The 20,373-nt window shown below is 35.0% G+C and carries 20 protein-coding genes; all 20 read right to left on the minus strand.

From position 1 onward, the window contains the following. Positions 1 to 628: ATP-binding cassette domain-containing protein (locus ACTTG8_RS06270; protein ID WP_442561294.1), on the minus strand; the 628-nt coding region annotated here is incomplete at its 3' end. Between the two features lie 171 nt (positions 629 to 799). Continuing rightward, positions 800 to 1,909, minus strand: coding sequence for a BMP family ABC transporter substrate-binding protein (locus ACTTG8_RS06275; protein WP_442561268.1), 1,110 nt, complete (start codon positions 1,907 to 1,909; stop codon positions 800 to 802). Between the two features lie 75 nt (positions 1,910 to 1,984). Then, the gene (udp, locus tag ACTTG8_RS06280) at positions 1,985 to 2,764 is read right to left on the minus strand and encodes a uridine phosphorylase (RefSeq protein WP_442561269.1); all 780 of its coding nucleotides are present in this window, start codon (positions 2,762 to 2,764) and stop codon (positions 1,985 to 1,987) included. A 217-nt stretch (positions 2,765 to 2,981) separates the two neighbouring features. Beyond that, positions 2,982 to 7,379: a PolC-type DNA polymerase III gene (locus ACTTG8_RS06285; RefSeq protein ID WP_442561270.1), complete on the minus strand. Its 4,398-nt coding sequence runs from the start codon at positions 7,377 to 7,379 to the stop codon at positions 2,982 to 2,984. A 1-nt stretch (position 7,380) separates the two neighbouring features. Then, positions 7,381 to 8,442, minus strand: a complete 1,062-nt coding sequence (gene ispG, locus ACTTG8_RS06290) for a flavodoxin-dependent (E)-4-hydroxy-3-methylbut-2-enyl-diphosphate synthase (protein WP_442561295.1) — start codon at positions 8,440 to 8,442, stop codon at positions 7,381 to 7,383. A gap of 19 nt (positions 8,443 to 8,461) precedes the next feature. After that, positions 8,462 to 9,760: an RIP metalloprotease RseP gene (gene rseP, locus ACTTG8_RS06295; protein ID WP_442561271.1), complete on the minus strand. Its 1,299-nt coding sequence runs from the start codon at positions 9,758 to 9,760 to the stop codon at positions 8,462 to 8,464. Positions 9,761 to 9,774: 14 nt separating this feature from the next. Then, complete coding sequence (gene dxr, locus ACTTG8_RS06300; RefSeq protein WP_442561272.1) at positions 9,775 to 10,944, minus strand: 1-deoxy-D-xylulose-5-phosphate reductoisomerase; 1,170 nt, start codon at positions 10,942 to 10,944, stop codon at positions 9,775 to 9,777. Next, positions 10,941 to 11,771: a phosphatidate cytidylyltransferase gene (locus ACTTG8_RS06305; RefSeq protein WP_442561273.1), complete on the minus strand. Its 831-nt coding sequence runs from the start codon at positions 11,769 to 11,771 to the stop codon at positions 10,941 to 10,943. Before ACTTG8_RS06305 ends, dxr begins: the two co-directional genes overlap by 4 nt. Positions 11,772 to 11,774: 3 nt before the next feature. Continuing rightward, positions 11,775 to 12,506 carry an isoprenyl transferase gene (locus tag ACTTG8_RS06310; protein ID WP_442561274.1) on the minus strand — a complete coding sequence of 244 codons (732 nt, stop codon included), beginning with the start codon at positions 12,504 to 12,506 and terminating at the stop codon, positions 11,775 to 11,777. Positions 12,507 to 12,557: 51 nt separating this feature from the next. After that, positions 12,558 to 13,112, minus strand: a complete 555-nt coding sequence (gene frr, locus ACTTG8_RS06315) for a ribosome recycling factor (protein WP_442561275.1) — start codon at positions 13,110 to 13,112, stop codon at positions 12,558 to 12,560. Positions 13,113 to 13,148: 36 nt separating this feature from the next. Next, the gene (gene pyrH / locus ACTTG8_RS06320) at positions 13,149 to 13,853 is read right to left on the minus strand and encodes a UMP kinase (RefSeq protein WP_442561276.1); all 705 of its coding nucleotides are present in this window, start codon (positions 13,851 to 13,853) and stop codon (positions 13,149 to 13,151) included. Beyond that, on the minus strand, positions 13,853 to 14,692 hold the full coding sequence (locus ACTTG8_RS06325) for a bactofilin family protein (RefSeq protein WP_442561277.1): 840 nt from the start codon (positions 14,690 to 14,692) through the stop codon (positions 13,853 to 13,855). The genes pyrH and ACTTG8_RS06325 overlap by 1 nt, the downstream gene beginning before the upstream one ends. Before the next feature lie 13 nt (positions 14,693 to 14,705). Next, the gene (locus ACTTG8_RS06330; protein WP_442561278.1) at positions 14,706 to 15,536 is read right to left on the minus strand and encodes a polysaccharide deacetylase family protein; all 831 of its coding nucleotides are present in this window, start codon (positions 15,534 to 15,536) and stop codon (positions 14,706 to 14,708) included. A 43-nt stretch (positions 15,537 to 15,579) separates the two neighbouring features. Beyond that, the gene (locus ACTTG8_RS06335; RefSeq protein WP_442561279.1) at positions 15,580 to 16,296 is read right to left on the minus strand and encodes a hypothetical protein; all 717 of its coding nucleotides are present in this window, start codon (positions 16,294 to 16,296) and stop codon (positions 15,580 to 15,582) included. Next, positions 16,293 to 17,459 carry a galactokinase gene (locus ACTTG8_RS06340; RefSeq protein ID WP_442561280.1) on the minus strand — a complete coding sequence of 389 codons (1,167 nt, stop codon included), beginning with the start codon at positions 17,457 to 17,459 and terminating at the stop codon, positions 16,293 to 16,295. Before ACTTG8_RS06340 ends, ACTTG8_RS06335 begins: the two co-directional genes overlap by 4 nt. Positions 17,460 to 17,485: 26 nt before the next feature. Next, positions 17,486 to 17,761: a hypothetical protein gene (locus ACTTG8_RS06345; RefSeq protein WP_442561281.1), complete on the minus strand. Its 276-nt coding sequence runs from the start codon at positions 17,759 to 17,761 to the stop codon at positions 17,486 to 17,488. 36 nt (positions 17,762 to 17,797) lie between these two features. Further along, a complete protein-coding gene (locus ACTTG8_RS06350) occupies positions 17,798 to 18,715 on the minus strand; it encodes a S1 RNA-binding domain-containing protein (protein WP_442561282.1) in 918 nt (305 codons plus the stop codon). A gap of 14 nt (positions 18,716 to 18,729) precedes the next feature. Continuing rightward, on the minus strand, positions 18,730 to 19,611 hold the full coding sequence (rfbA, locus tag ACTTG8_RS06355; protein ID WP_442561283.1) for a glucose-1-phosphate thymidylyltransferase RfbA: 882 nt from the start codon (positions 19,609 to 19,611) through the stop codon (positions 18,730 to 18,732). Between the two features lie 55 nt (positions 19,612 to 19,666). Next, the gene (locus ACTTG8_RS06360) at positions 19,667 to 20,038 is read right to left on the minus strand and encodes a YraN family protein (RefSeq protein ID WP_442561296.1); all 372 of its coding nucleotides are present in this window, start codon (positions 20,036 to 20,038) and stop codon (positions 19,667 to 19,669) included. 15 nt (positions 20,039 to 20,053) lie between these two features. Next, positions 20,054 to 20,371: an EscU/YscU/HrcU family type III secretion system export apparatus switch protein gene (locus tag ACTTG8_RS06365; RefSeq protein ID WP_442561284.1), complete on the minus strand. Its 318-nt coding sequence runs from the start codon at positions 20,369 to 20,371 to the stop codon at positions 20,054 to 20,056. Between the last annotated feature and the right edge of the window lie 2 nt (positions 20,372 to 20,373).

Consider the following 20,373-nt stretch of genomic DNA (forward strand, 5'->3'; position numbering starts at 1 on the left):
AACAGGCTTTAATTTCTTTAAGCTTATGTGTAATTATTATTATACTCTTGCCATCTGCTGTAAGATTTTTAATAATTACCATAAGTTCATCTATTTCTTGAGGAGTGAGCGAGGCCGTAGGCTCATCAAGAATGAGAATATCCGCCCCCCTATATAACACCTTAAGTATTTCTACCCTCTGCTGCATACCTACTGAAATATCTTCAATCTTGGCATCAGGATCTACCTTCATACCATATTTTTCTGATATTTCAAGTACCTTCTTTTTTGCAAGCTTATAGTCTATTTTTACACCTTTAACAGGCTCAATACCAAGCACAATATTTTCAGTTACTGTAAAGGGCTGAATAAGCATAAAATGCTGATGTACCATACCTATTCCGAGCTCAATAGCATGCTTAGGACTTGTTATATCCACAGCCTTTTCCTTTATATAAATCTGTCCGCTTGTAGGTCTGTACATGCCATATAACACATTCATAAGGGTACTCTTACCGGCTCCATTCTCACCAAGTATAGAATGAACCTCACCCTTATGTACAGTTAAATTTACTCCGTCATTTGCAGTAAAATTTCCAAACTTTTTTACGATGTTCTCCATTTTAACTGCCATGACTTTTTCATCCATATGACTCACAGTTTTACCTCCCATCATTTAATATATGATAATGTCACATCCTCAAAACAATACTTTCATAAAAGCACTGTTTTCAAAACATGATTATTTTACATTTGTAGCTACCGTTATTAATAACGGCAGCTACACACATAATATGAATTCTTTTAATAAGTTTATGGATTAGTCTAATTCGTACTTATCACCAAATTCTTTTTCAAATTCATCCTTTGTACCAGGAACTACAACTTCACCACTTAAAATCTTACCCTTAACTTCTTCTACCTTCTTAAGAACATCCTCTGAAAGAAGATCTGTTGTAGGAGCTATATCTACACCACCTTTTGAAAGGTCATATACCATCTCTCCACCTTTGATTGTTCCTTCAACAAGCTGCTTAGCAGTATCATACACAGCATTATCTACACGTTTCATAGCTGATGTAATAACTGTTTCAGGTGCTAAAGAACTCTGGTCTGTATCAACACCGATAGCTGAAATCTTAGCTTCCTGACAAGCCTGAATAACACCGACACCTGTACCTCCTGCAGCATGGAAGATAACATCAGCACCATTAGTAATCATTGTTGTTGCACTTGTTTTTCCAATTGCAGGATCAGCAAAATGGTTAGCATTAATCTGCTGAACCTTAGCTTCAGGATTAGCTGCATATACACCTGCAAGGTATCCATAACCAAACTTATTCATCATATCACTTGCCATACCAAGTACAAAACCTACATTATTTTTCTTAGTTACTAAACCTGCTACATAACCTACAAGGTAAGATGCCTGTTCCTGCTTAAATGTAAGACAGGTAACATTAGGGAGTGCAGCATTGCTTGCATCATCAATGATAGCAAACTTTGTATCAGGGTGTGCCTCAGCAGCCTTCTTAGTAGCCTCAGCAAGTTTAAAACCTACACATACGATAAGATCGTACTCTTCATCTACAAATGTCTCAATATTACTTGTATAATCGGCATCTGTCTTTGACTCAAGATAGTTAATCTCTACGCCCAAGTCTGTTTTAGCCTGCTCAAGCCCCTTCCAGGAAGTCTCATTGAATGAGTGATCGTGAATTCCACCTACATCAGTTATAAGTCCAATCTTTAAGTTAGACTTAGCCTCTGGTGTGTTTGAAGTCTTTGATGCACTTGCTGTACTTGCAACTGCACTACCTTTTGACGCACTCGCATTACTTGTCTTGTTCTCCTTAGCCTGTCCGCCACAAGCTGCTAATGAAAGCACCATAACTGCTGACAGAGCCATTGATAAAAGTCTTTTTTTCATTTCTTTTCTCCTTTTTAAGAAATATATTTATGTTATACCGCAAAAGCAGCAATAACCAAATTAAATAGAATAACACTATCTTGAATTATCTTCTTTAATTAATCTCCTAATAGCCTCAATAGCTGTAACAATAGCCACTTCTGTATCATGTACCTGTTCATTAGGAAGATTTTTCTTTGCCCTCTCCTGATTGGCTACAACAAGGAAACAAGAACCAACCCTTACTCTTAAAAAACTTCCTGCTATAAATAGTGCAGCAGATTCCATTTCAGAGGCTAAACAACCCATTCTAAGCCAAGCCTGCCACTTATTTTCAAGTTCATAACTAACCGGCATAATTTCAGGCTCATGCTGCCCGAAGAAAGAATCCTTACACTGAACCACTCCAACATGATACCTTTGTTTAAGCATTTTTGCAGAATCAATAAGAGAATTCATAACTTCCACATCTGAAACTGCCGGATATTCTATAGGCGCAAATTCTCTGCTTGTACCCTCCATACGGATAGCACCACTAGCTATAACAACATCTCCACCCATAACATCATCCTGCATGCCTCCACAGGTTCCAACCCTTAAAAATGTATCTGCCCCACATTTTGAAAGTTCATCAAGGGCTATAGCAGCAGACGGTCCTCCTATTCCTGTAGAAGTTACACTTACCTTAACACCATCTAAGGTTCCGGTATAAGTTACATACTCTCTGCTATCTGCCACAAGTACAGGATTATCAAAATGAGCTGCAATCTTTTTACATCTTTTAGGATCACCGGGAAGTAGTACATACCTTCCTACATCACCTTTTCCTACACCAGTATGATACTGTTTACCTGAGCCTTCCGCATAATCAATCATATTTCCCTCCAAACAGTCTACAAACCCTTTGTAAGTTTTGCACAATTTTTTCTTTCATATTTTATAATATACAACTTTTAATCCTAAGATTAAAGGACATTTGTCCACTTTTGTTAGATTTAAATGATTTATATACAGATTTCCGTAATATTTTATGCGACAAATGGTAATTTTGTATTTATCATATTTTAAAATTATCCGGCTTATAAGTGAAATTTCACTGTATCATAATATCAAATAACGAAATCTGGCTTGAATTTGGAAGGCCATCTAAGATACCGAGTTCAGTCATTGTATCTATAGCTGTTTGGGTAGTGCCTTTTGCTCTTCGTTTTAAATCATCTTTTGAAAGAAATTCACCTTTCTTAGCTGCCTCATGCAAAGCATAGGCAGCTTTGTCTCCCATGCCATCAATAGTAATAAGAGCTGGCATTATCTTACCATCAATAATCTGAAAATGTTTTGGTTTTGCCCTATATAGATCAATAGGCATAAAGCTATAACCTCGTGCATACATTTCAAGCACTATATAAGCATCTCCCAGTACATCTTCGTCTGCCGGTTTTCTCTTAAATTTCTCAATCTTTTTAATGCTTTTAATAATATTCAATACTTTTTCTCTGCCCAAGCAAAATAAACCGTAATCAAAAGCCTTCGCCCTTATGCTAAAATATGCTGAGTAATATGCAAGTGGGTAATACACTTTAAAATACGCAATTCTTAAAGCCATCATAATGTATGCTACTGCATGAGCCTTAGGGAACATATATTTAATTTTCTTACAAGACCATATATACCAGTCCGGTACATTATGCTCAAGCATTTCTTTCTCCCATTCAGGAGTCAGCCCCTTTCCCTTACGCACGCTTTCCATTATTTTAAATGCATGACTCGGTTCCAGTCCCATATTAATAAGATAAATCATAATATCATCTCTGGTACAGATGGCAGTTGACAGTTCACACTTATTTTCAGCTATCAGCGTCTGGGTATTACCTGTCCATACATCTGTTCCATGAGAAAGCCCTGAAATTCTAACCAAATCTGAAAAACACTTTGGCTTAGTATCTCTAAGCATCTGCATAACAAAATCAGTTCCAAGCTCAGGAAGTCCTAGACTTCCAAGGTCATATCCTTCCAAATCCTCAGCCTTTAACTCTAAAGATTCAAGACTATTAAATAATGCTAGCACTTTCTCATCATCAAACCTGATTTCTTTTGCTACTACGCCTGTCAAATCTTCAAGCATTCTTATCATAGTAGGATCATCGTGTCCCAGTATATCTAATTTCAAAAGATTGTGGTCAATGGAGTGATAATCAAAATGCGTAGTGATAATCGGAGTATCCATCTTATTTGCAGGATGCTGAACCGGTGTAAATGTATTAATATCCTCTCCAAGAGGGAGAACAACTATTCCGCCGGGATGCTGTCCCGTAGTTCTTCTAACTCCTATGCAACCTGCTGAAACTCTCTCTATCTCAGCTTTACGCATCTTGATATTATCATGCTCTTCATTGTATTTTAACACATAACCAAATGCTGTTTTTTCTGCAACACCTCCGATAGTTCCTGCTCTATATGTCTGTCCCTCTCCAAAGATTACCTCAGTATAGGCATGAGCCTTTGGCTGATATTCTCCCGAAAAGTTAAGATCTATATCCGGCTCCTTATCTCCATTAAATCCAAGAAATGTTTCAAAAGGAATGTCATGCCCATCTTTAGCCAAAGGCTTACCACATACAGGACATATCCTATCCGGCATATCACAACCACTCATTCCTGAAAACTTTTTTACTTCATCAGAATCAAAGTCAACAAAATGACAATGCTCACAGTAATAATGTGCAGAAAGTGAATTAACCTCCGTTATTCCTGATAAAAAAGCTACAAAAGATGAACCAACCGACCCTCTTGAACCCACAAGATAGCCATCCTCATTGGACTTCCACACAAGTTTTTGTGCGATTATATACATAACGGCAAAGCCATTTGAAATAATGGAATGTAATTCATGTTCAAGCCTGTCTACTACCTTCTTAGGAAGTTCTTTTCCATATATTTCATATGCCTTGCTATAGCATATTCTTCTAAGTTCTTCATCAGAATTTTCAATGATTGGTGCACTTTTGTCCGGACGAACAGGTGAAATATTTTCAATCATATCTGCAATCAGATTTGTATTAGTTATAACAACCTCTTCCGCCTTATCTTTACCAAGATACGAAAACTCATCAAGCATCTCTTCCGTAGTCCTAAGATAAAGAGGGAGCGGTCTGTCCGCATCTTTCATTCCCTTTGACCAGAGCAGATATTTTCTGTAAATCTCATCTCCCGGATTTAAAAAATGTGCATCACAGGTTGCAACTACCGGCTTATTAAATTTTTCACCAAGTTCTACTATTTTACAGTTTATTTCTCTTAAATCATCCTTACTTATCACATCTGCAATCTTGTCATTTTCAATCATAAACTCATTATTGGCAAGTGGCTGAATTTCAAAATAATCATAGAAATTAGCAAGGGTTTCAATTTCATCATCTCCATGTCGATTTAATACTGCTTGATAAAGTTCTCCCGCCTCACAGGCAGAGCCTATAATAAGTCCTTCCCTATGCTCCATTAGCAGGCTCTTTGGTATTCTTGGCCGTCTCATAAAATATGTTAAATGAGATTTAGATATTAGCTTATATAAATTTATCCTTCCAAGGTCATTTTTAGCTAAAATTATAATATGGTAAGTTCCCATTTTTTTGATGATATCCGCATCAAATCCTTTATTCTCATTTAAATTACAAAGCTTATAATCACCATACTTTATATGTGCAAGTTCACAGAGCTTTATATAAATTTCTGCAGTACAGCCTGCATCGTCCACCGCCCTATGATGATGCTCAAGCAGAACACCTAAATTTTCTGCAACTGTATCTAACCTATAGTTTTTCAAACCGGGTAGTAACACCCTTGCCATAGTCACTGTATCTGCTACTGTAAATTCTCCCTTAATTCCAAGTCTTCTCATATTTTCAAATATGAAACTTGTATCAAAAGAGGCATTATGAGCAACTAAAAAACAACCCTCACAAAATTTTATAAAATCTGGCAAAATTTCATCTATCTCAGGCTCATTTATAACCATATCTTGTGTAATACCGGTGAGCTTTGTTATTTCCTCCGGAATATACTGCTTTGGATTTACAAAGGCTGAAAATTTATCAATTACTTGTCCTTCTGCAACCTTTACTGCACCTATTTCTATAATCCTACAATTTTTAGGACCAAATCCGGTAGTTTCTATATCAAAAACTACTGCAGGATCCGTAAGTTTCTGCCCTTTTTCCATTCTTACCGCAGGAGAAGTATCATCTACAAGATAACCCTCAACACCATATATTATCTTAAAATCTTTCATTTTAAGACTAGATTTTGCATGAAATATATTTGTGAATCCTTGAACTACACCATGATCGGTTACTGCAACTGCCTTATGCCCCCATTTCAAAAGCGTTTCAAGCAATTCCTTTGTGTCAATAACAGCATCCATTTCACTCATTTGAGTATGTAAATGAAGTTCCACTCGTTTTTTCTCGCTATTATCAATCCTCTCAGTCCTGAAATTTTCAATTTCCTTTATACCTTGAATATATCCCAAGGTGAGTTCATTAGCATAGGTATCAAACTGTGCATCCGCACTTATTTTTATAAACTTACCGGCTTTGAATTTATTTTTTAATTCATCTTTCTTTTCCTTATCTGTCCATATTTTACAAATAATACTATCGGTAAAGTCTGTAAGGCTTAGCGATAAAACCACCTTACCATTATTAAACTCTTTTTCTTCTAATGAAACAATTTGTGCCCTTACAATAATATTTTTTTGTGGCTCTGTTATATCTTTAAGCCATGTAGATGCACCTTCAAAATTTTTTCCATAAATAACACTTGGATCTTGCTCTAAAGTTTTCTTCTTATAGCCCATATTAGAAACTGAAGATTTAATACTTTTTTTCTGTATATTTTGTTTTTTATCATTTGCAGGCTTAGTTATTACTTCCGGCTCAGGCCTGTCTGCCAATATCTCTGCAATTGTATAAGTATCCTTTTCTTCTTTTTTTTGATTAGCAGTTTCCTTGAAAAATAATTTAATTTCTACCTCTTTGTTATATCTCTTTTCAAAAATAAATTGCAACCAATCAGATATGTGTTTAAGTTTTTCTCTGATAATAAAATTATCTTCATTTTCTATATAAATTGTCGTATCGTTACAGTCTATTTTACTATTTTTTATTATATTACGATAAATTTTTCCATGTTCAGATATTTCTTCTAAAATACTCTTACTATTTTTCTCAAATATTCTCTTTACAGTAAAGTCTGAAAAATCATATCTTTCTTCAATTAGGACTGTCTGTTCGCTCGAAGTAAATATTTGTCCGGAAAGTAAATTCTGCATGGCAACAATATGATCTCTATGGATAGGAGATCGGCCTGAAATTATCACAGTTATTTCACTACGGCTCCTTGAAACAGCAATCTTTTCAACTGATACATCTTCAAAAGCCTTTTCAAGTTCTTCACTTATTACAAGACTGCTAAAAGCCTCATGAAAATCCATTTTACATTCCTTTCTCTGCTTTTAAAATATCAAGTTCCTCCTTAAGCCCATTAAGTAATTCAGACTCAGGCAATCTCTTTATAATCTCTCCTTTTTTTATTATAAGTCCGGAATTTTTGCCACCACATACTCCAAGATCTGCCTCTCTTGCTTCACCAGGGCCATTTACTACACAACCCATAACTGCAACTTTTATGTCAAGTTCCATATAATCTTCTAAAAGTTTGTTCACCTTTTCCTCAAGTCCTATAAGGTCTATATCGGTTCTTCCACAGGTAGGACAGGAAACTATCTCCACTCCACCATTTCTAAGCCCTAAAGCCTTAAGTATCATCCTTGCTGATTTTATTTCTTCTACCGGATTTCCGGTAAGTGAAACCCTTATAGTATCACCTATTCCCTGGTAGAGTATAATTCCAAGTCCCACACTTGACTTTATATTTCCGGAAATAAGTGAACCCGATTCTGTAATACCTACATGTAAGGGAATATCAGTTCTAGTGGCAATTAATTCATGAGCCTTTATACATTCCATTACATTAGAAGATTTAATACTTATAACCAAATTATGATAATCCATATCTTCTATCAACTTCGCATTATTTAAAGCACTCTCAACCAAGGCTTCACTGGTAACAGTACCATATTTTAAAAGCACTTCCTTTTCAAGAGAACCACTATTTACTCCCACTCTTATGGGCAGATTATACTTTTTAGCTACATCAATTACTGCCTTCAATTTTTCAGTAGAACCTATGTTTCCAGGATTAATCCTTATCTTATCAGCTCCATTTTCCATAGCAGCTATTGCCAACCTATAATCAAAATGAATATCTGCTACAAGTGGAATATTTATCTCCCTCTTAATCTCTTTTAATGCAATAGCAGCTTTCATCGTAGGAACTGCACATCTTATTATGTCACAACCTGCCCTCTCAAGTTCTTTAATTTGAGCTACTGTTGATTTTACATCTTCTGTTTTTGTATTTGTCATTGACTGTATTAAAACAGGATTACCGCCACCGATAACCCTGTCTCCAATCTTTACTACCCTTGTAGTCATAATGTTGTTTTTCATAATTTTAACCTATAATTCTTAAAATATCATTAAATAATACAACGGCCATCAATACCATAAGCAGTACAAAACCTGCAAAATGAACTCTTCCCTCCTTATCAGGGTCAATAGGCTTGCCTCTTACTGCCTCTACAATAAGAAATACAAGTCTACCTCCATCAAGTGCCGGAATAGGAAGTAAATTCATAACTCCAAGGTTCGCTGAAATCAGAATACTTATACTAGCCATGCTTAAAAGTATAACCATTATACCTTCATTTTTACTCTGCTCATAAGAATTACCTATCATATTTACAATACCAACAGGTCCGGCTATATCTTTAGCTTTAACTCTTCCTGTAACCATCATCTTAAGAGATTCTACAGTTGTAACAACAACATACTTTGTTTCGTTTAAAGCATAATAAAGTGTCCCACCTATTCCTGTTTTCTCTCTTGCAGTATTGCTAACCATTCCTAGTGTATAGGAACTTCCTGCACTCTTAGGAGTTAGAGTTACTTCTTCTATATTACCCGTATCTCCTCTTTTAAGAGTTAATTTTACTTCTTTTCCATCAAATGGATTGGCAATGAAGTAGTTACTTAGTTCCTCACCTGATTTAATTTCAGCTCCATCTATTGCAGTGATTATATCTCCTGCTCTTGCACCTGCTGCTTTAAGTGAACCGTCTTCAGTCACCATTTCTATAACAGCCTCTCCCCCACTAGGGTTATATGAAAAACCAAGATAAAACTTCTCTTTCTCCTGAGGAGTAACATCAAAGTTAAGCTTTTCATCTCCTCTTTTTACTTCTATCCTAACATCCTTACCGGACAAAGGATTAAAGACAAAATAACTAGAAACTTCTCTTCCTATATTTATGTTTGTCCCGTTTATTTTTGTAATCTCATCTCCTGCACGAAGTCCTGCCTGTTCTGCAGGATAGCCTTTTGTCACACTAACTATCTTGCTATTGTCATATCCTATTGAGCCTATTACAAAAATAGAAAGTATGAAAGCTAATATAAAGTTAAATAAAGGACCTCCAAACACTGTAAGTATCCTTGTCCAAACCGATTTATTGGCAAATGCGTCTTCATCATCACTTGCCTCATCCTCTCCTTCCATCATGCATGAACCACCTATAGGCAACAATTTTACCGACCACTTTGTACCTGCTGCATCAAAAGAAAAAAGTCTAGGTCCCATACCAAGTGAAAATTCATTTACCTTAATTCCACCTCTTCTTGCAAAAAGATAATGACCAAATTCATGAATAATTACTACAACTGAAAATATTACCAATGCCCAAAAAATATTCAAATTTCTCACCAACCTTACTTAATAATATTAACACCTTCAATAATTTCCTGCTGAATTCCTTCTATAGTATCCACATCAGGATTATCTATCTTCTTGTGTCTGTTTAAGCTATCTTCTATAATATTAACGATATCTAAATATCTGATTTTTTTCTGTATAAATAGTGAAACTGCCACTTCATTAGCTGCATTGAATACTGTTGGCAGACTTCCTCCTTCAGTAATAGATAAAAACGCTAACTTTAAACCTTTGAACTTATCCAAATCAGGTTTTATAAAATCTAATTTTGAAAGTTTAAATAAGTCCAAATAATCCTCAGACACAAATCGTCTCTCAGGATAGGTAAGAGCATAAGAAATAGGAAGTTTCATATCGGGTACACCCATCTGTGCAATTACACTTCCGTCTTCAAACTCTACTGCCGAATGTACAATACTCTGCGGCTGTATAACTACCTCTATATCTTTTGGAGAAATATCAAAAAGCCATCTTGCCTCACAAACTTCTAGTCCTTTATTTACCATAGTGGAAGAATCTATAGTAACCTTAGCTCCCATAGCCCAATTAGGATGTTTTAAAGCTGATTCTAAAGTTACATTCTTTAATTCTTCCTTAGGAGTATGTAAAAATGGACCCCCTGATGCTGTTAGAAGAATTTTTCTTATTTGATTATCCGCCCTGCCCTGCAAGCACTGAAAAATAGCACTATGCTCACTATCTACAGGATAAATATTTACTCCTTTTTCTTTAGCAAGTTTCATTATTATATGGCCTGCACAAACCAAGGTTTCTTTATTGGCTAAAGCTATATCTTTTCCTGCATTTATAGCCGCAATAGTCGGTCTTATTCCAATCATTCCAACAACAGCTGTTACAACTATATCAGAGTCATCAAATGAGGCAGCTGCTTCAAGCCCCTCTAAACCTGAGGTAATCTCAGGCATATAACAAATCTTGCCCTCTGTATAAGCAGATTTAATCCTCTCCTTAAGTTCTTCTGCCTTTATTATATCAAAAATGCAGACGAATTTTGGACAAAATTCTAAAATTTGTTTAAAGATTAGATTAATATTTTCATAGGCTGTAAGAACAGTTACCTGCATATCATCATTAAGCCTTATTATGTCAAGAGTCTGAGTGCCGATAGATCCTGTTGAGCCTAAAATTGCTATTTTTTTCATCATATCTTTCCAACCAAATAAAATGCAAGATAATAAACTATGGGTGCTGTAATTATAATACTATCATATCTGTCAAGTATTCCACCATGTCCGGGTATCAAATTGCCATAATCTTTTATATCATAGTTTCTCTTAATTCCTGATGCTGCCAAGTCACCAATCTGTGAAATAACAGAGCCAAGTCCTCCTATTATAGCAAAAATTATAATCAGGTTTTCTGATTTACCTGTAAAATTACTCATTATAATTCCAAATATAACCCCTATCAATGCAGAACCTGCTACTCCACCTATTGAGCCCTCCAAAGACTTATTCGGACTTATTACAGGTGCCAGTTTACGCTTTCCAAACAGCCTTCCTACAACATAAGCACAGGTATCAGAACCCCATGAACTCACATAAACCATCCAAGCAAGCCACTGCCCAAAAGCAATGTTTTCTCTTGTTTTAAATATAAATGAAATCATAACAGGTATATAAAAGATACCAAAAATCGCACTGAAAAGCTGAGTAGCAGTATACTTAGGATAATTAGCAACAAACACTAAAAGTAAAGCAACTACAGCAATAGAAAGAATCATAAGTTCAGGCACATGTATATTTAACAACGGACTTTGCTTAGTATCTATATTTACATACCATATAAAGCTTGCAATATATCCTATATATGCAAGATGTTCATTTTCAAACTTCATAACCTTATAAAGTTCATAAAGCCCAATCAAAGAAATCATAAATAATGTAACAAGCAGAACCTGACCGCCAAAAAACATTGTAACAAAAGTAAATGCTAAAAGCAGAATCCCACTGATAAGTCTAGTTAAAAACATATATCATCCTTTCTTAAGTCCGCCAAATCTCCTTTCTCTACCGCTGTAGAATTCAATGGCTTCTTCTAAATCTTTTTTACTGAAATCAGGCCAAAGAGTATCTGTAAAAAAATACTCCGTATAAGCAAGCTGCCAAATCATGTAGTTTGAAATTCTCTGTTCTCCACTTGTTCTAATCATCAAATCAGGATCAGGAATATCTGCAGTATCTAAGTTTTTGCTAATTAACTCTTCTGAAATATTTTCAGCCAGTTCAGAATAAGACACTCCATCTTTCTCTGCTTTAATAAGTATATTCTTAAATGCTCTTCTTATCTCATCTCTTCCACCATAATTTATAGCTATCTGAAACTGAAGTCCTGTAAAATCTTTTGACAGTTCTTCAAGTTCAGTTATTAGCTTATTTAACTCATCTGAAAGACCTGTCTTATCTCCTATAATCCTCACTCGCATATTATGCTTTACAGAAAGTTTCATAGCATCTTTCATATACTTAGCAAGAAGTTTCATAAGTTCATCAACTTCAGACTGTGGCCGTTTCCAATTTTCAGTAGAAAAAGCATACATTGTAACATATTTTATACCAAGGTCAAAAGCTGCCTTACATACAGGTTCTACATTATCACAGCCTTTTAAATGTCCAAAATTTCTTGGCAATCCTCTTTTTTTTGCCCACCTACCATTTCCATCAAGTATTATTGCTAAATGCATAGGTATCTTTTTTTCTTCACTCATATCTTACCCAAAAAAAGGGTGCGGCTTAACCGAACCCCCAATCCATTAATCTTATACAGTCATTATTTCCTTTATCTTATCTTCAGTCATTTTCTCAATTTCATCAGAAAATTTGTCTGTTATCTTCTGTATTTCAGTTTCAAGTTCCTTAAGATCATCTTCTGTAATCTCATTAGCTTTTTCCTGTTTCTTAAAATGATCAACAGCATCCCTTCTTATATTTCTAATTGCAATCTTAGCCTGTTCTGCCTTTTTCTTAATATCCTTAGAAAGTTCTTTACGCCTTTCTTCAGTAAGTTCAGGAAATACGAGCCTAATTGATTTTCCGTCATTATTAGGAACTACTCCCAAATTAGCCATATTTATCTCTTTCTCAATAGTCTTTATAAGACTTGCCTCCCAAGGCTGAATCTGTATGATTCTAGCCTCCGGAACAGAGATATTGGCAACTGATTGAAGTGGAGAAGGTTGTCCATAATAATCTACTTTTATCTTGTCTAAGATATGTGGATTTGCCCTTCCTGCCCTTATTGTAATGTATTCTTCATTAAGATTATTAATAGTTTTATTCATTTTATCTTCATAAAGTTTTGTAGCCTCTGACATAAATAAACCTCCTCTTTTATCAAATAATATTAAACGCTATACAGTTACTTTAGTACCATTATTTATACCGTTTGCAGCGTCAATTATACTATTTTTCTTGTTAAGCCCAAAAACCTGCATAGGCATCTTATTTTCATAACACATTATTGTTGCTGCCAAATCAACAACTGCCAGTTTTTTATCTAAAACTTCTTCAATGCTTACTTCATCATATTTTTTAGCAGCAGGATCTGTTTTAGGATCACTATCATATACTCCATCAATGGCCTTTGCTAAAAGGATAGTATCAGCTTCTATCTCCACAGCTCTAAGCACTGCACCTGTATCAGTAGAAAAATACGGATGACCTGTTCCTCCTGCAAAGAAAACTACCATTCCCTTTTTAAAATATTTTAATGCCCTGTCTTTTGAAAAAAGTTTTGTCATACTCCCACATTCAAACGGAGTGAGTATTGAAGTTTTCATACCCACAAATCTAAAAATATCAGATACATAAATACAGTTCATTACAGTAGCAAGCATGCCTATCTGATCTGCTTTAGTCCTATCAATAGTGTTGCTGGTACGGCCTCTCCAGAAATTACCGCCTCCAATAACTACTCCGACTTGAATTCCGCTATCTACCATCTCTTTTACCTGCTTGGCAACCTCTATACAGGTAGCTTCATCAAAGCCTGTTTTCTTATCTCCTGCAAGTGCTTCTCCGGACAGCTTAAGCAATACTCTTTTATATTTTCCCATTAAGCCTCAACCTCATCTTCAAAGAAAGAATCAATATCAACAGACGCATATGGAAGTGCACAGAAACCGTCAATAACAGCTCCACTATTAATCTGAATTCCCTTCGAACTTATGTTACCCTTTATTACAGCAGTAGAATCAACTACAACAGGACCGTTTACATCTAAATTACCCTTAACGGCACCTGCAACTACGCATGAGGCAGCTACGATATCACCTATTACTACAGTACCGGCAGCAATCTTAACACAACCTTTACTTGTAATTCCACCATCAAGTTTATTGGTATGTAAATAAACTTCAGCAGCTGAAGATTTGCCCTTAACCAAACCGGATATTGAAAGTTTGCCAAGGCAGCTTATATCTCCATTAACTGTACCAAATACATCAAGAGCACCATCTGAAACTATGCTTCCGTTTATAACAGTACCCTTTGCTATAACGGTAGGTGCTTCTACTAATTCGGTAGAAGTTATTACACTATTTTCAACTGTAACAGTATCTGCTCCTATATCACCGGTGTATAAATTATTTTCTGTTATAGCACCAGTCGCACTAACATCTTCTGCATTTTCAAATATCGGCTCAACATAGGTAAGCTCCTCTGCAAGAGGCACATCAGTACTTTCCTCTGAACCGCCAAAACTTAAAGTATCTTCTGTATCCATTTTAGCAATCATTTCTTCATCAACTCCGAAAGCATCTTCACCGGAAAGGTTGAATGCATCAAAACTATCAGAACCTGTATCACTTAAGGTATCTACCATCTGATTGTCATCACTTCCAAAATCCCCCATTGCACTTCCAATATCTTCTTTTAAATCCTTAAAAAAGCTCATAATATACCTCCAATTATTTTATCTTTTTATATTTTTTATTCACATTATGGTGAACAGGCTTGGTATCTTCTGTAATTTTATCAAACTTATAGCCTTCTTTTTTAAGTTTTTCAATTATTTTAGGCAGGGCTTTTACGGAATTTTCCTTGCCCTTTGAATCATGAATAAGCACTATTTTATCTGAATTGCTCTTAGAGTACATTGCAATATCGTTATATATCTTATCTGCTGAAGGTGCAGGCCAAGCCGCATCAGTTCCACCTAAATTCCAGTCAAAATACTTAAATCCTGCTGATTCAAGCCACTCAATTATAGTATACATATTGGTTTTAGAAACCCCATTACTACTTCCACCCGGAAATCTGTATATCTTGGCATCTATACCGGTACTTTTTTTTACAAAGTCCCTAATAGCATATACATCTTTCTTAAAAGCATCTAAACTAGCATATATCTGCTTATAATTATGTGTCAAAGAATGTATACCTAGACTATGACCTCTTTTTACTATCTCTTTCAGTCTTTTCACAGCAGCCTTATCTTGATTTAAGCCAACTACAAAAAAAGTAGCCTTAATCTTATATTTGTCAAGAATATTAAGCACCTTGTCTGTATTCTCACTTGGACCGTCATCAAAAGTTAAGTAAGCTATTTTCTGTTGAACCTTTTTTACAGTTTTTTTAGCCTTCTTCTTTGCATAAACAGTCTTTACCGAGGCATTAACTGTATTAAGTAAAGCACTGCTGTTAAAGAAAATTATATTATTAAGTAAAAATGATAAGATAAATATCATAATAAAACTAAACGAATATAATCTGCACTTATATTTTTTATCAATGTTCATTATAACTATCCCCTTTAAATAAAATATCTCATCTATAATTGTATCATATTTTAAATAAAATATCTACAAATATATTTATCAATTCCAGATTTATATTATTACTTAAATTAATATTTAAGCTATCATTTATATCTGGTTCACCACAGATATCCACACCAAGAATGTTAAAGTTATTTATTAAATATTTTAATTCATTTAGTAAAACAGGTAAAGACATTCGTCCCTGATCCCAATCAGAATGAAACTCTTCTTCAGAAAGTACATCCTTGTCTACTGAAAGATATATAGGTAGCCCTTTATCTAAATCAGCTTTTAAAATATTTTCTGTAAATATAACTCTCTCATTATTATTAAATTCACAATCTTCAATATATTTATTATCAGCTCCTACTATAAAAATCCTACTTAATTTTTCATGTGTTTGGTAAGCATCTGCTATCCATGAACCGCAGGAAAGAATATTGCCAAAAGCTGAAAATTGCATATCTGTATGGTTATCATATACTACCAGATTAAAAGGTTTATCAATTAAATCAAGATAAACCCTACTCAAATGATGGAAGTTGCCTGAGTCAAGTAAATGAATTGCTGAAAGCTTACTATAAGCCCTTATCTCACTCATGAGATGCTCTCTCGCCTCATCATCCATGTATCCCCTGACTCCGGACAGCTTCGTGTCATCAAATATTTTATAAGCAAAGTTTTTATAAAAATCCTGTTTATTGTATATATCTGAAAAATTATGCAAATAAAGCATCACTCTGCCCTACCTGCTCCATTTCCTATTTCTGCTTCATATACTTCAGCATCAATTCCGGTTGCTTCCTTATATTTTGAAATAACTTCTCTCTTGAAATTATCCACTGCATCATTTTTAACAATACTTACTGTACAGCCTCCAAAACCGCCTCCAGTAATCCTTGAACCTATAACTCCCGGAATAGCCCATGAGATTTCTACCAGTTTATCTACTTCTATGCAAGAAACTTCATAATCATCTCTGAGTGAAACATGAGAATCATTCATAAGCTTTCCAAATGTTTCGATATCATCATTTTTGAGAGCTTTTACAGCTTTTATTGTTCGCTGATTTTCATAAACTGCGTGTTTAGCTCTCTTTCTCTGAACTTCATCTTGAATCAGCTCTTTATTAGCCTCAAACTCATTCTCTGTCAAGTCCCCAAGCCCATTAATATTAAGCTTTGTCTGAAGTGCTTTAAGTGCATTTGTACTCTCATTTCTTCTGTCATTGTAAGCAGAATCAACAAGACTGTGCTTTACATGACTATTTGTGATAAGTACCTTCGCATCTTTTAACTTTATTGGAGCATATTCATAAGAAAGATCTGCTGTATCAAGGAAGATTGCGTTATCTTTTTTACCCATTGCAACCGCAAACTGATCCATAATTCCACAATTCATTCCATTGAACTGATTTTCAGAAATCTGCCCTATTTTAGCTATTTCAACCATATCCACATCAATGTTATACATATACTTAAGCACTGTTCCCATCAACACTTCTATTGAGGCTGATGATGAAAGACCTGATCCAGAGGGTATATTACCTATCATAGCAAGATCAAAGCCCTGCTCTATTTTATAGCCTTTGCCAAGAAATGCCCAAACTACTCCAATCAGATAATTTGCCCATCCATTTTTCTTCTGATATGAAATTTTTGGTAATTCTACAGATACAACATCTGCATTATCAAAATTCAATGAAATAAAATTAAGTTTATTGTCATCACGTTTTTTTACAAGAGCATATGTTCCCATAGTCAGAGCACAAGGAAAAACATGACCACCATTATAATCTGTATGTTCTCCAATCAAATTCACTCTTCCCGGTGAAAAGAAAAGCTCTGTACCCTCTATACTTCCATAATGCTTTTTAAAACCCTCATACAGTTTGTCCTTCATAACTTTCTCCTTTTATAATCCTATATTTATTTGCCATTTTCATTATTTATAGCACCACCGGATGTAACTGCACTGCCGGATGCTGCGGCCTTATACAACTGCCCTGCTATTGAAAATCCGTCTGAATACCCCTTACCATACCCTTCCTTACTTCCATAAGAATATCCACCAAATCCGGCTATAATAATTACTGCTACAATACAAAGGCAAATCGCTACTGCCTTTTGACGTTTCTCTTTTTTTAGGCTATGTCTTCTAACTGCTTTTTCCTTTTTATACTTTTCAACTTTTTCTTTACTCATATTTTCTCCTTCTATAAATAATTATTGTATATAATTTTATAATTTAATTCCCTTTAATAAATCAGCAAAACTGGTAGATGCCGAATCTCCAGTACTATATTCCACTGGAACTGCATCTGTATCTTCAACTACCTCACTTTCAATAGCCTTTGTAATACTAAGGCTTAGTTTGCCATCTTTAATATCAGTAATCATAACCTTAATCTCATCATTTTCACTAACTACTTCTTTTGGATGTTTAATCCTCTTTTCAGACATCTGCGAAATATGTACAAGACCGGAAAGGCCATCCGAAAGTCTTACAAATGCTCCATAATTTTCAAGGCGTTCCACTCTTCCTACAACTACAGTACCTATAGCTATTTTAGACATCTTTTCCTCTATCTTCTTAGCCTCTTCTTCTCTAAGCACACTTTTAGCTGAAAGCACAAGTTTTCTGTCAGCCTCATCTACCTCTATTATCCTAACCTGTATATATTTCCCTACAAAACTCTCAGTATCTTCAGTATATTCCAATGCAAGCCCTGATGCAGGGATAAACGCCCTTATCCCCTTAAGATAGGTCACAGCACCACCCTTTACAGCCTCCGCTATCTTTACTCCAAAAATCTGTTCATTTTTCTTTGCTTCCTCAAGAAAATCCCATGCCAGTATATTATCAGCTCTTTTTATAGATAACATTACCTGTCCATAGCCATTATCTGCAGAAATCACTACTGCATTTATTACATCACCTATAGCAATATCAGCTTTTATAGAAAATTTAGGATCGTTACTAAGCTCATCTATCGGCACTATTCCTTCAGCATAAGACCCAAGATCAACCGTCACCTCTGTCTCACCCACTCCAATTACGGAACCTTTTACAATGTCCCCCTCTCGCAGTTTTTTAAATGACTTTTCAAGTTCATCTAAATAATCATCCATACTTTCAATCTTTTCATTTTCAGACATTTATCTTCTCCTTATTAATATAAAATCTTACCAAGTGCTACCTTTCTCAAATGTTCTCCATAGGAAGTCTTACCGTACTTGTCTGCACTCTCTATAAGTTTTTCCCTGCTTATCCAACCTTTAATATAGGCAATCTCTTCAATAGCAGAAATCATAACCCCCTGTCTTTTTTCGATGACTTTTACAAACTCCGTAGCATCTGACAGGGCATCAACTGTGCCTGTATCAAGCCATGCATATCCTCTTCCTAATGTAATTACATTTAATCTGCCTTCTTCCAAATAAATTCTGTTGAGATCTGTAATTTCCAGTTCTCCCCTCTTTGACGGCTTAAGAGATTTTGCATATTTTACCACTTTATTATCATAAAAATAAAGCCCTGTCACACAGTAGTTTGATTTTGGAAATTCAGGCTTTTCCTCTATAGAAACAGCCTCACCCTTTTCATTAAATTCAACAATTCCAAATCTTTCAGGATCATCCACATAATATCCAAAAACTGTGGCTCCATTTTCAGTGAAACTTACTGCTTTTTTCAAATTAACGGATAAGCCGTTTCCATAGAAAATATTATCCCCTAAAATCATTGCAACACTATCATTTCCTATAAATTCTTCACCTATAATAAAGGCTTCTGCAAGCCCGTTCGGTTTTTCCTGTATCTTATACGAAAGATGAATCCCGTACTCAGAACCATCTCCTAACAATTTTTCAAAATTAGGAAGATCTCTCGGTGTAGAAATAATTAAAATATCCCTAATTCCGGCCAACATTAGAGTAGATAACGGATAGAATATCATCGGCTTATCATAAACCGGCAACAGCTGTTTGCTGGTAACCTCTGTAAGCGGATAAAGTCTTGTACCTGAGCCTCCCGCAAGAATAATTCCCTTCATAAACACCCCCAAAACATATAATAGTATAAGCCTTTATCTCATATTTGACAATAAGTTAACAAACTTCAAATGCATTTTTTAAGTGGATAATTTCTCCATCTCCTTGTATACCTATTACATCAAATCTGCACCTAGTTTCAACTGATATATTATGCTCACTAAGATAGAAAAGCAAGGTTTTGTATATTTTCTTTTGTTTCACAAGTGTAACTGCACTAAAAGGACTGCCATATCTGTCAGAACTCCTATATTTCACTTCTATTGCCGTAAGATAGCCATCAGGACTTAAGGCAACTATATCTATTTCCCCTGTATTCCTCAAATAATTTTGTTCTAATATCTTATAACCTTTAGAAAATAGATACATTATAGCCTTTTCTTCATATTTACTTCCAATCAGACGCTTATTTATACAACCACTTCCTATCTTTTTCTATCTTATTTATCTTCTTTTTTCAGTAACTGCGAATTTAAGCCTGTCCATCTTGTCTACAAAAAGCAATACTTGAGCAACTACTTCATAAAGTTCAGGTGGAACATTTTCACCTATTTCAAGTTTTGACAAAGATTTTACCAGTTTTTCATCCTCATATTGTGGAATATCATTTTTCATTGATTCTTCAATGATTCTCTCTGCTAATGCTCCCTTTCCGGCAGCAATTACAAATGGCGCCTCTCCACTTTCAGTATCATATCCAAGTGCAACAGCAGTTTTTATTTCTTTTTTCTTTTCTATCTCGTAATCTTTATTCTTTTCCATAG

The organism is Catonella sp. (assembly GCF_052173895.1).
Taxonomy (GTDB): domain Bacteria; phylum Bacillota; class Clostridia; order Lachnospirales; family Lachnospiraceae; genus Catonella.